The sequence below is a fragment of the Magnetospirillum sp. 15-1 genome, assembly GCF_900184795.1.
Taxonomy (GTDB): Bacteria; Pseudomonadota; Alphaproteobacteria; order Rhodospirillales; family Magnetospirillaceae; genus Phaeospirillum.
The window spans coordinates 187,849-200,379 of sequence record NZ_FXXN01000028.1 but is presented as its reverse complement, the minus strand read 5'-3'; the positions used below and the strand labels follow the sequence as shown (position 1 = coordinate 200,379).

Annotated in this window: 10 protein-coding genes and 1 pseudogene; 4 read left to right on the top strand and 7 right to left on the bottom strand. The window is 67.3% G+C overall.

What is annotated here, in order from left to right; all coding sequences use genetic code 11:
- Window positions 1–10: 10 nt before the first annotated feature.
- From CP958_RS22205 to CP958_RS22175, 7 genes and pseudogenes are all read right to left on the bottom strand, one after another.
- Window positions 11–778, bottom strand: coding sequence for an enoyl-CoA hydratase/isomerase family protein (locus CP958_RS22205; RefSeq protein WP_096704385.1), 768 nt, complete (start codon window positions 776–778; stop codon window positions 11–13).
- A 92-nt stretch (window positions 779–870) separates the two neighbouring features.
- Window positions 871–1,815: an alpha/beta hydrolase gene (locus CP958_RS22200; RefSeq protein WP_096704384.1), complete on the bottom strand. Its 945-nt coding sequence runs from the start codon at window positions 1,813–1,815 to the stop codon at window positions 871–873.
- A gap of 4 nt (window positions 1,816–1,819) precedes the next feature.
- A complete protein-coding gene (locus CP958_RS22195) occupies window positions 1,820–3,259 on the bottom strand; it encodes an aldehyde dehydrogenase family protein (protein ID WP_096704383.1) in 1,440 nt (479 codons plus the stop codon).
- Between the two features lie 71 nt (window positions 3,260–3,330).
- Window positions 3,331–4,014, bottom strand: a complete 684-nt coding sequence (locus tag CP958_RS22190; protein WP_096704382.1) for a universal stress protein — start codon at window positions 4,012–4,014, stop codon at window positions 3,331–3,333.
- Window positions 4,015–4,018: 4 nt separating this feature from the next.
- Window positions 4,019–5,216, bottom strand: a pseudogene (locus tag CP958_RS22185) (3-oxoadipyl-CoA thiolase).
- 3 nt (window positions 5,217–5,219) lie between these two features.
- Window positions 5,220–6,740 (bottom strand): 3-hydroxyacyl-CoA dehydrogenase, encoded by a 1,521-nt coding sequence (locus CP958_RS22180; protein WP_096704995.1) that lies wholly within the window; start codon window positions 6,738–6,740, stop codon window positions 5,220–5,222.
- Window positions 6,741–6,757: 17 nt separating this feature from the next.
- On the bottom strand, window positions 6,758–7,528 hold the full coding sequence (locus CP958_RS22175) for an enoyl-CoA hydratase (RefSeq protein WP_096704381.1): 771 nt from the start codon (window positions 7,526–7,528) through the stop codon (window positions 6,758–6,760).
- Between the two features lie 134 nt (window positions 7,529–7,662).
- On the opposite strand from CP958_RS22175, the gene CP958_RS22170 reads away from it, so the two are divergent.
- From CP958_RS22170 to CP958_RS22155, 4 genes are read left to right on the top strand one after another with little or no spacing between them, the layout of a single operon-like run.
- Window positions 7,663–8,475, top strand: coding sequence for an IclR family transcriptional regulator (locus CP958_RS22170; protein ID WP_096704994.1), 813 nt, complete (start codon window positions 7,663–7,665; stop codon window positions 8,473–8,475).
- Between the two features lie 32 nt (window positions 8,476–8,507).
- The gene (locus CP958_RS22165; protein ID WP_096704380.1) at window positions 8,508–9,659 is read left to right on the top strand and encodes an acyl-CoA dehydrogenase family protein; all 1,152 of its coding nucleotides are present in this window, start codon (window positions 8,508–8,510) and stop codon (window positions 9,657–9,659) included.
- Window positions 9,659–11,212: an AMP-binding protein gene (locus CP958_RS22160; RefSeq protein WP_096704379.1), complete on the top strand. Its 1,554-nt coding sequence runs from the start codon at window positions 9,659–9,661 to the stop codon at window positions 11,210–11,212. Before CP958_RS22165 ends, CP958_RS22160 begins: the two co-directional genes overlap by 1 nt.
- 19 nt (window positions 11,213–11,231) lie before the next feature.
- The gene (locus CP958_RS22155; RefSeq protein ID WP_096704378.1) at window positions 11,232–12,398 is read left to right on the top strand and encodes an ABC transporter substrate-binding protein; all 1,167 of its coding nucleotides are present in this window, start codon (window positions 11,232–11,234) and stop codon (window positions 12,396–12,398) included.
- Window positions 12,399–12,531 lie beyond the last annotated feature (133 nt).

The following is a 12,531-nucleotide window of genomic DNA, read 5'->3' as shown; positions in this document are numbered from 1 at the left end:
TGATGAACATTCACTTGGACAGGAACGCCTCGACCCGGTGGCGGGTCTCGGGTTCGTGCAACAACAGGTCACGGGTGGCGGTCAGCTCCTCCTCGTAGCCGTCGCGGGACGGGTCGAGGGAGGCCTCGATGCAGGACTTGGACGCCGCCACGGCGGCGCGCGGCAGGGTGGCGATGCGATCGGCGAGCGTCGCGGCCTTGTCGGCCAGTTCGGCGCGCGGCGCCGACCAATGGACGATGCCCATCTGGGCGGCGCTCCGGCCGTCGAGGATTTCGGCGCCCAGGATCAGCCGCTTGGCGATGGCCGGGCCGCACAGGCGGGTCAGGCGCTGGGTTCCCCCCGCCCCCGGAATAAGGCCGAGATTGACCTCGGGCAGGGCCAGCTTGGCCTCGTCGGCGGCGATGCGGAAATCACAGGCCAGCGCCAGTTCCAGCCCGCCGCCCATGGCCGCGCCGCCCACCTCGGCGACGGTGGCGAGCGGCAGGGTCTCGATGCGCTTCAAGACGTTCTGCAGGTCGCGGACAAAGGCGATCTGGGCATCCACCAGATCGGGATTGGCCAGATTCTCGCGCATCTCGGCCAGATCGGCACCGGCGCAGAACGCCTTCTGCTCGGAACGCACATGCAGGACACGGATGGACTTGTCCGCCTCCACCATATCCATGGCGGCATGCAGGTCCTTGATCAGGGCGCGGGACAGGGCATTGACCGGCGGACTGGCCAGGGTGACCACGAAGACGGCGCCACGGCGGGCGGTATTCAGCACGGAGAAGGACATTCACGCCTCGAATTGACTGACCATTCAATCTGACTGAATGTTCATTCATTCCGTTGCGAGAGTCAACCATCATTGAATGGCCGTTCAACGAATCAGGCGGCCACAGCCCCCCACGCCCGGCACACCTCCGCCAGCGCCGCCTTGCCCGAGGCGACGTAGCCGGCCAGCCCCAGACAGCCGTGAATGGAGCCCTCCAGCCGCACATGGCGCACCGGCACCCCTGCCCGCTTCAAGGCCTGGGCATAGGCGTCGCCCTCGTCCACCAGGGGATCGAAGCCGCAGGTCAACACCAGAGCGGAAGCCAGCCCGGCATGGGAAGCGGCGCGCAGCGGCGAGGCATCGGGCTCGAGGACCGGATTGGCCCGGCCGATGAAATACTGCTCGGTGAACCACTCCATATCGGCCTGGGTCAGCAGATAGCCGCGGGCCAGCCGCACGCGGGAGGGAAAGTCACCCCGCTGGTCCACCGCCGGGTAGATCAACATCTGCAGGGCCAGCGGAATATCCAGGTCGCGGGCATGCAAGGCCACCACCGCCGCCAGGGTGCCGCCGGCACTGTCGCCGGCCACTCCCAGTTTCCAACCCGCATACTCCCTGGCCGCCCATTTCAGCGCGGCGATGCCGTCCTCGATGGCGGCGGGATAGGGATTTTCGGGCGCAAGGCGGTAATCCACCGCCACCACCACGGAACCGCTGTCCGCCGCCAGGGCGCGGCAATGGGGATCGTGGGTCTCCAGGTCGCCGACCACGAAACCGCCACCGTGGAAGTACAGCAGCAGGGCCTTGCTCCTCGGCCCCCCCTGCGGCTGGTAGCGCCGGGCCGGAATGCCGCCGATGGTGAAGTCCTCGGCAACAATCCCTTCCGGCGCCGGGGGATTGGTGCGCGCCACCCGCCGGGCGAACTCGGCCCGCCCCTCCACCGGCCCCAGATCACCCAGCTTGGGCAGATTCAACTCGGCGGCCTTGGCGAGAACGAAGGCGAGATCCTCGTCGAGACGCCCCGGCGTGCCGAGGGAGAAGAAGCCGGTTTCCAGCATTGGTCTATTCCTTCGGTTCGGAGCCGAACAGGGTCTTGGATTCCAGGAATTCCTCGAATCCCGCCTCGCCCCATTCGCGGCCGACGCCCGACTGGCGGATGCCGCCGAACGGTCCGCCGGGATGGGACAGGGCTCCGTTCAGATGCACCATGCCGGTGCGCAGCCGCCGCGCCACGGCGCGGGCCTCGTCCAGGTCGCCGGCGGTGACATAGCCCGACAGGCCGTAGACGCAATCATTGGCGCCATTCACCGCGTCATCCAGATCGGCATAGCCGCGCATGGACAATACCGGGCCGAAGATTTCCTCGCGCATGATGGTCATCCGGTCATTGACCCGGCTGAACACGGTGGGACGCACGAAGTAGCCCGCCTCAAGCCCGTCGGGCCGCTCGGGACCGCCGCAGACTAGCCTGGCGCCCTCTTCGATGCCGGTGCGGATCATACGCCGCACCTTGTCGAACTGGCGGGCATTGGCGATGGGGCCCATCACCGTCTCGGGGTCAAGGGGATCGCCCACCTTGATCTGGGCGCACAGTTCGGCGGCCAGAGCCTCGGCCTCCTCCAGCCGATGGGCGGGGACGAACAGCCTGGACGGCGCGTTGCAGCTTTGGCCCGTATTGCCCATCATGGCCTTGACCGCGTGGCCCATGGCCTTGGGGAAGTCGGCGCTGTCGCAGATGATGTTGGCCGACTTGCCGCCCAGTTCCAGCGACACCTTCTTGATGGTCGCCGCCCCTTCGCGCATCACCGACGAACCGGCGAGGTTGGAGCCGGTCAACGACACCATGTCCACCAGGGGATGGGACGACAGCACCGGGCCGATCTCGGCGCCGTCGCCGAACACCATGTTGAAGACGCCGGCGGGAACACCGGCCTCGTGGATGATCTCGGCCAGGATACGGGCCGAATAGGGGGCGAATTCGCTGGGCTTTAGAACCATGGCGCAGCCCGCCGCCAAGGCGGGCGCCACCTTGCAGGCGATCTGGTTCAAGGGCCAGTTCCACGGCGTGATCAGGCTTGCCACGCCCACCGGCTCCTTGACCACCAGGGTGGTGCCCTGGCGGCGCTCGAAGGCGTAGGTCTTGGCAAGGGCCAGGGCCGTCTTGAAATGCCCCAGCCCGGCGCGGGCCTGGGCCGGCTTGGCGAAGCGTTCCAGCGGTGCGCCCATCTCCAGGCTGATGGCCTGGGCGATCTCGTCGATGCGGCGCTCGTAGCCTGCCGTCACCCTGGCGAGGATGTCCAGGCGCTCGGCCAAGGGCGTCGCCGCCCAAGGAGCAAAGGCACGCGCCGCCGCCTCGATGGCGCGGACGGCGTCGTCGGCGATGCCCAGCGCCACCTGCCCGGAAACCTGCTCGGTGGCGGGGTTGATCACGTCGAGCAGACGCGAGCCCGGGGCGGGCTTCACCCAGGCGCCGTCGATGTAGAATTCCAGGCAGTCACGCATAGCCAGTCTCCAAGGAAAAGGGGGCGGCGGATTGTTGCCTTATCCGCCGCCCCCCGTCGAATGAAACATCCTCAATGTGAGAGGAGGACCGGTACGGTCATGTGGTCGAGGATATGGCGGGTGGCGCCGCCCAGCATCTTCTCGCGCAACGGCGAATGGCCGAACGCCCCCATGACCAGGAGGTCGGCCCCCTGGTCGGCGGCACGCGACAGCAGGGCGTTGCCGGCGTCGATATCGCCCAGGGTCGAGCGCACCACGTCGACCTTGATGCCGTGCCGGGCCAGGGTAAGGCCGATATCGGCACCGGGGACACGGTCGTCATCCTCGGCATCCATGGTCATCACCGTGACATTGGTGGCTCCCTCCAGCAGCGGCAGGGAATCGAACACCGCCCGCGTCGCCTCGCGGGACGCGTTCCACGCCACCAGAACACGGCGGCCGACGCTGGGAAAGCGGCCGTGGCGCGGTACCGCCAGCAAAGGGCGGCCGACGCTCATCAGCGTTTCGGTGATGTGGTCGGAGGCACCGGAGGGGGCCTGTCCGACGATGGTCAGGTCGGCGTAGCGGGCATGCAGCGCCAACTGCTTCAGCCCGCTGATGGGCCGCCACTCGTCGACGCCCTCGGGGACCACATCCCCCTCCCCCACGCCCACCAGCCGGGCGCCATGCTCGGCCGCCAGGACCCGGGCGAGGTCGAGACGCCCCGCCCCGGCCGCATCGGGCTCCACATGGACGAGGATTTCCTTCAAGCCCATGGCTCTAGACCCTCTCGATCACGGCGGCCAGCCCATGGCCGACCCCGATGCAGAGCGACACCACCGCATAGCGGCCGCCGGTACGCTGCAACTGCCGGGCGGCGGTCAACGCCAGACGGGCACCGGAGCAGCCGAGCGGATGGCCGATGGCGATGGCGCCGCCATTGGGATTGAGGCGGGAATCATCGGCGGCGACACCCAGTTGGGTGACGCAGCCCAGCACCTGCACGGCGAAGGCCTCGTTGATCTCGATGAGGTCGAGGTCCTTCAGGCTGAGCTTGGCGCGGGCCAGGGCCTTGGTGATGGCCGGAACCGGCCCCAGGCCCATGACGCGCGGAGGAACGCCGGCCGCCGCCCCGGCGACGATGCGGGCGATGGGCGCGACGCCGGCCTTCTCGCCCGCCGCGCGCGAGCCGATGAACAGGGCCGCCGCGCCGTCGTTGATGCCCGACGCGTTGCCGGCGGTGACCACGCCGCCCTCGAACAGCGGCTTCAGCTTGGTCAGCGCCGCCAGATCGGTCTGGGGACGCGGATGCTCGTCCTCGGCCACCACGGTGTCGCCCTTGCGGCCAGGAATGGTGATGGGGTGGATCTCGCCCTCGTAGAAGCCCTCGGCCTTGGCCTTGGCATACTTGGCCTGGGAGGCGGCGGCGAAGGTGTCGGAGGCTTCCCGCGACAGGCCCAGATCGTGGGCGATATTGTCGGCGGTCTCGGGCATGGAATGATTGCCGAAGCCCTTGATCACCTTGGGATTGGCGAAGCGCGCCCCGATGGTGGTGTCGAAGATCTTGGCGTCGCGGGACCAGGCGCTTTCCGCCTTGGCCAGCACGAAGGGAGCACGGCTCATGCTCTCCACGCCGCCGGCCACGAACAGGTCGCCCTCGCCGCAGGTCACCGAGCGCGCCGCGTCCAGCACGGCGGCCAGACCCGAGGCGCACAGGCGGTTGATGGTCTGCCCCGCCACTTCCACGGGGAGTCCGGCCAGCAGGGCTGGCGTGACGCGCCACGTTGCGGCTGTCCTCGCCCGCCTGATTGGTGCAGCCGAGAATGACGTCCTCGACATCTTCCGGCTTGAAGGATGAGCGGGCCACCAGGGCGCGGATCACTTCGGCGGCGAGATCGTCGGGACGCACCGGAGCCAGCCCGCCGGCATGGCGGCCGATGGGGGAACGCAGACCGTCATAGAGATAAGCGTCGAGCATGGATCAGGACTCCGAAGTCAGCAGGGAAACGCCCAGCGCCGCGCGGCGGCGCAGCCAGAGCGAGGCGCGGTAGCGGGGGTCATGGGTGATGGCCAGCATGGCATCGAGGATGGCGACGACCTTGTCGGCGCCGATGCGGTCGCCCCACGACAGCGGTCCGGCGGGATAGCCGAGGCCGAGCGTCACCGCCTTGTCGATGTCCTCGGGCGTGGCGATGCGCTGCTGGGCGATATCGCAGCCGATGTTGACGATGGTCGCCACCACCCTTTGCGCCACCAGACCGGGGCTGTCCGAGATCACCGAGACGGCGACATTATCGCCGGCCAGCAGGCCATGGGCACCGTCGCGGATTTCGGCGGCGGTCACCGGGTTGGTCATCAGGGTACGATGGCCGTCCAGACCGAACAGCGGATCGATGGCGACGGCGCGGCTGGCGTCGAGGCCGAGGCGGACCACGGCCGCGGTGCAATCCTCACCCAGCACCGGGATCAGGATCAGGGCGGCCTTGGTCGGCTTCGCGCCCTTTTCCAGCTTGGCCCCCAGCTTGGTCACCAGGGCGGCGACGGCCAGCGAGCCCTCGCCCGGCGCCACCCATACCGGACCTTCCCAAGCGGCGGGGACCACGGGAGCCGGCGGGACTACCGCCTTGTCGCCCTCATAGGTATAAAAGCCGCGCCCGGTCTTGCGGCCCAGCAGCCCGGCGGTCAGGCGGCTCCGGGTAATGGGCGACGGGCGGTAGCGGGGTTCCTGATAATACTGGTCGTAGATGCTCTCCATCACCGGGTGGGAAACGTCGAGAGCGGTGAGGTCGAGCAGTTCGAACGGCCCCATGCGAAATCCGGCGGCACCCTTGAGGATACGGTCGGCGGTGAAGAAATCGGTCACCCCCTCGCCCACCAGCTTGAGCGCCTCGGTACCATAGCCGCGCCCGGCATGGTTGACGATGAAGCCGGGCGTATCCTTGGCCTTCACGGGGGAATGCCCCATGCGCCGGGCCAGAGCGGTCAGCGCCTCGACGACCCACGGCGCCGTCATGACGCCATCGATGACCTCCACCACTTTCATCAGTGGAACGGGATTGAAGAAATGAAAGCCGCCCACCCGCTCAGGGTGCCGGCAGGCGGCGGCGATGGAGGTCACCGACAGCGACGAGGTATTGCTGGCGATCAGACAGTCCGAGGAGACGATCGCCTCCAGGTCCTTCATCAGAGCCTGCTTGACGTTGATGTCCTCGACGATGGCCTCCACTACCACATGGCAGGGGGCCAGATCGGCGAGGCTTTCACCCAGCTTGAGACGACCGGTCGCGGCGGCGCAGGCGTCGGGGGTCAGCTTGCCCTTCTCGGCCAGCTTGGCGAGCATGCCGGAAACGGCGTCACGGGCCTTGGCGGCGGCGCCGGGCATGGCGTCCACCAGGATGACGGTGACACCCGAGGTCACGGCGATCTGGGCGATGCCGCGCCCCATGGTGCCGGTCCCTACGAGCCCGAGAATGAGGTCGGAACGGTTGGCGTCGAGGCTCATGATCATTTCCCCCATTTTCACTTGCCGACGTAGGCGGGCTTGCGCTTCTCGATGAAGGCCTTCATGCCTTCCTTCTGATCGGCGCTGGCGAACAGCAGTTGGAAGGCCTTGCGCTCCAGCATCAGGGCGGTGTCCAGCGAGGCGTCCTGACCGGCCAGCAGCACTTCCTTGATCTGGGCGATGGCGACGGGCGGCATACGCGAGATGGTCTTGGCGATCTCCAGCGCCTTGTCCAGCACCTCGGCATCGGGCACCACCAGACTGGCGAGGCCCATCTGGCCGGCTTCGATGCCGCTGATCGCCTGGCCGGTCATCACCATCAGCATGGCCTTGAACTTGCCCACGGCGCGCGTCAGGCGCTGGGTGCCGCCGGCGCCCGGCATGATGCCCACCTTGACCTCGGGCTGGGAGAAGCTGGCGGTCTCGCCCGCCACGATGATGTCGGCGTGCATCACCAACTCGCAGCCGCCGCCCCAGGCATACCCCTGGACCGCGGCGATCACCGGCTTGGGGCAATTGGCGATGGCCCGCCACAGCAGATGATTGTTGCGCTGCATCAGCTCGATGGCCCCCACCTCGGCCATGTCCTTGATGTCGGCTCCGGCGGCGAAGGCCTCCTGGTTACCGGTCATCACGATGGCCCGGACGGTGGGGTCGGCGCCCAGCGCCGTCATGTGCTCGGCCAACTGGCGGCGCACTTCGCCGTTGAGCGCATTCTTGGCCTCGGGCCGGTTGATACGCAGCAAAGCCACGGAATCAAAGGGTTTTTCCAGGAGCACTTCCGTCATGACGTCCCTCAATTTCGCTGTGCGGAATTCGATTTCACATTCTGTTGACGCCAGAGCCTAAGTCGTGTTTTGGTCGCTTGGCAAACGAAAACATCCTCCCCCGCCAAAAGGAGGGGGAACCGGGAGATGAAGCCTTGACGGAATCCGAGGAAAGCCGGACCGAAGAGACGCAGACCGAGGAAACTCAGGACAGGCAGTTCGTGGTGGCGCTGTCGCGTGGCCTCGAGGTGCTGCGCTGCTTCCGCGCCAACGACGCCATGCTGGGCAACCAGGAGATCGCGGCGCGCACCGGACTGCCCAAGCCGACGATATCGCGTCTGACCTACACGCTGACCAAGCTGGGCTACCTGATCTATATCGACCGCTATTCCAAGTACAAGCTGGGCACCGCCGTGCTGTCGCTGGGCTACACCGCCCTGGCCGGCATGGACATCCGCCATGTGGCCCGCCCGCTGATGCAGGAGTTGGCCGATTACTCCGACGTGGCGGTGTCGCTGGGCAGCCACGACCGCACCAGCATGATCTACGTGGAATCCTGCCGCGGCAAAGGGGCGCTGACCATCCGCCTGTCGGTGGGCTCGCGCATTCCGGTGGCGACCACCGCCATGGGCCGCGCCTTCCTGGCGGCGATCCCCGAGGCCGAGCGCAATCCCATCCTCGACGAGGTCAGGACGCGTCATCCCGACGACTGGCCGCGCATCAAGCTGGGCCTGGAACGGGCCTTCCGCGAATACGCCACCCGTGGCTTCACCATGTCGGTGGGCGACTGGCAGAGCGACGTCCACGCCGTGGGCGTGGCGTTGACCAATCCGGCCACCGGCACCGTGGTGGCGCTCAACTGCGGCGGAGCCGCCTTCCTGCTGTCGCGCGAGCGCCTGGAAGGCGACCTCGGCCCCCGCCTGGTGGCGGTGGCCCGCAAGATCGAGGCGGCGCTGGGACGCCGCTGACTCCAATCCATCCAAGACGGGACGAGACCGACATGATCCGTGACCAGGAAATCCTCAATCAGTTGCTCGACACCCTTTCGCGCTTCGTGCGCGAGCGCCTGGTGCCCAACGAGGAGCGCATCGCCGAGGACGACGCCCTTCCGCCCGAGATCGTGGCCGAGATGAAGGAATTGGGCCTGTTCGGCCTGTCCATTCCCGAGGAATACGGCGGACTGGGCCTGACCATGGAGGAGGAGGTACTGTGCGCCTTCGAGATCGGCCAGACCTCGCCGGCCTTCCGCTCCATCTTCGGCACCAATAACGGCATCGGCTCGCAGGGCATCATCATCGACGGCACGGAGGAGCAGAAGCAGAAGTACCTGCCCCGCCTCGCCACCGGCGAACTGATCGCCTCGTTCGCCCTGACCGAGCCCAATGCCGGCTCGGACGCCGCGTCCTTGCGCACCACGGCGCGCCGCGACGGCGACCATTACATCGTCAACGGCACCAAGCGCTTCATCACCAACGCGCCGGAAGCCTCCATCTTCACCCTGATGGCCCGTACCGATCCCAACAATAAGGGCGCGGGCGGCATCACGGCCTTCATCGTCGACGCCGATTCCCCCGGCCTCAGCCTGGGCAAGATCGACAAGAAGATGGGCCAAAAGGGCGCCCACACCTGCGACGTGATCCTCGAGGACGTCCGCGTGCCCGCCGCCAACATCATCGGCGGCGTCGAGGGCCAGGGCTTCAAGACCGCCATGAAGGTTCTGGATCGCGGCCGCCTGCACATCTCGGCCACCTGCGTCGGCGTGTCGGAGCGCCTGATCAGGGACAGCGTCAAGTACGCCGCCGAGCGGGTGCAGTTCGGCAAGCCCATCGGCGAGTTCCAACTGATCCAGGCCATGCTGGCCGATTCCCGCACCGAGGCCTATGCGGCGCGCTGCATGGTGCTGGACGCGGCGCGCAAGAAGGACCTGGGCCAGAACGTCTCCACCGAGGCGGCCTGCTGCAAGATGTTCGCCTCGGAAGCGGTGGGTCGCATCGCCGACCGCGCCGTGCAGGTCCATGGCGGCGCCGGCTACATCGCCGATTACGGCATCGAGCGGTTCTATCGCGACGTCCGTCTGTTCCGCATCTACGAGGGCACCACCCAGATCCAGCAACTGGTCATCGCGCGCAACATGCTGAAGGACATCGCCTGATGCGGCCTGTCGCCGATATCCTGGCCGACCTGCCGCCCCGGCTGGCCCAGCTGGCGCGGCAGTGGCAGCGACGCACGCCCCAGGCCCCGGCCATGATCCAGGGAGAGACCCGCTGGACCTATGCCCAGTTGGGCGAGGCCATGGACGAGGCCGGGACGCTGCTGCGCCAATTGCAGGTGCGTCCCGGCGACCGGCTGATGCTGGTGGGCGAAAATTGCCTGACCCTGGTGGCCCTGATCCTGGCGGCGGGCGAGCTTGATGCCTGGGCGGCGATCATCAACGCACGACTGTCCGAGCGCGAGATCGACACCATCCGCGACCATTGCGGCGCCAGACGGGTGATCTACACCACCGACGTCTCGGCGGAGGCCACCGCCCACGCCAGACGGCACGGCGCGGAACTGCGGTCCCTGCCCTTCCTCGGCAGCTTCGCCGTGGGGCCGCTCAACGCCCAATGTCAGCCCGAGCCGGTGGAGCCCGGCAACACCCAGGTGGCGGCCTTGATCTATACCTCGGGCACCACGGGGACCCCCAAGGGCGTCATGCTCACCCATCGCAACGTCATGTTCGTGGGGGCGGTATCGGGCGGCCTGCGCGATATGGGCGCCGGCGACGTGGCCTATGGCGTGCTGCCCATGTCCCACGTCTTCGGGCTGGCCTCGGTGCTGGTGGGAACGCTTTATGGCGGCGCCTGCCTGCATGTGGCGCCGCGCTTCGCTCCCGCCCAGGTGCTGGCCGACCTCAAGGCCGGTCTCACCATGTGGAACGGCGTGCCGGCCATGTTCGCCAAGTTCCTGGAACACATCCGCCTCTCCGGCGCCAAGGTGGAGGCCCCCGCGCTTCGCTTCCTGTCGGCGGGCGGGTCGCCGCTCGACCCGGCCATCAAGGCCGAGACCGAGGCGCTGTTCGGCCGGGTGCTGAACAACGGTTACGGCCTGACCGAATCGGCACCGACCATCTGCCAGACCCGCCTGGACGCGCCGCGCGGCGATTGCTCGGTGGGCCACGCCCTGCCCGGCGTCGAGGCGCGTATCGTCGGTCCCGACGGCCAGGACATGCCCGACGGCCAGGTGGGCGAATTGTGGAGCCGGGGTCCCGGCACCATGAAGGGCTATTACCGCGCCCCAAGAATGACCGATGAGGTGATCAATCCCGAGGGCTGGCTCAACACCGGCGACTTTGCGCGACGCGACCCCGATGGGGCATTGTTCATCGTGGGCCGTGCCAAGGAGCTGATCATCCGTTCGGGCTTCAACGTCTATCCCGCCGAGGTGGAAGCGGTGTTCAACGCCCATCCGCTGGTCACCCATTCCGCCGTGGTGGGCCGCCCCGCCGCCGACGGCAATGAGGAGGTGGTGGCTTTCGTCCAGGTGGCGCCGGGCACCGAGCTTGCCGCCACCGAGCTGGAGGAATGGGCCGCCACCCGCCTCGCCCCCTACAAGCGACCGGGCGAGGTGGTGGTGGTCGGGCACCTGCCCGCCGGGGCCACCGGCAAAATCCTGAAGAACCGCCTCGCCGAGGCGGCAAGAAACCACAGCTACGACAATCTTTGAACGTTGGGAGGAAGCAATAATGTCCAAGAGCAAGCTCTGTGTTTCGGCTCTCGCCCTGTCGCTGATGCTGGGCCTTGCCCCGGCCAAGGCCGCCGAGTTCAAGATCGGCGCCGAGATTCCGCTGTCGGGCAATCTCGCCCGGGTTGGCACCGCCATGAACGAGGGCATCCAGGTGGCCGCCGAGATGTTCAACAAGAAGAACGGCAAGCACACGGTCAAGATCGTGACCGTCGACGATGAATCCTCGCCCGCCAAGGCGGTGGGCGCCGTGGAGAAGCTGGCCGCCGACGGGGTGGTCGCCTATACCGGCGGATACGGTTCCAACATCATCGGCCCGGCCTCGGAAGCCGCCGAGAAGCTGGGCAAGGTCTACATCACCTCGGGCGGCGTCGCCACCGAGCTGACCAAGCGCAACCTGAAGACCTTCTTCCGCATCAACAGCTCGGAAGGCTATGCCCGCGCCCTGATGGGCATGTTCGGCGAGATGGGCGTCAAGTCGGTGGCGGTGGTCTATTCCACCAAGGAAGCCACCGAGGAAGTGGCCAAGATGCTGCAATCCGGCCTGTCGCCCAAGGGCGTCAAGGTCACCATGCATGCGTTTGATCCGGCCACCAACGACTTCAAGCCGATCATCCACAAGATCAAGCTGCAGGACCGTCCCGACGCCATCGCCATGATCGGCTACGAGAACGATTACGTGGGCATCCTGCGCGCCGCCAAGGTTCTGAAGCCCGACATCAAGACCATCGCCGGCGTATGGTCGCTCGCCACCTCCAAGATGGCCACCGAGTTCCCCGACCTGATGGAAAACGTCTCGGGCACCTCGACCCTGTCCTTCCCGGCCGAGTTCACCACGCCCGAGGCCAAGGAATTCGCCGAGACCTACCAGAAGATGTTCAACAAGGCTCCCGATTACCTGGGCATCTTCGGCTATGTGCAGTCCAAGCTGCTGTTCGAGGCGGTGGCCCGCGCCGCCGATGCCGGCACCGTGGACAAGGGCGGCATCGCCGCCGAGATGCGCAAGACCCAGGCCGACACAGTGATCGGCAAGGTCCGCTTCGACGAATCCGGCGACAACCCGGAATTCACCCACCGCATGGGCCAGCACCAGGCGGGCAAGGTGGTGCTGGTGTGGCCCAGTGACGCCGCCACCGGCAAGGTGAAGTACCCCGCCGTTCCGTGGTGAGAAACGCTGAATTTTTCCCGTCATGCCCGGACTTGTTCCGGGCATCCACGCCCCGCCGCCGCCGATACCGCAGGAATGGCGACACCGCGTGGATCACCGGGTCAAGCCCGGTGATGACGGGAATAGAATTGCC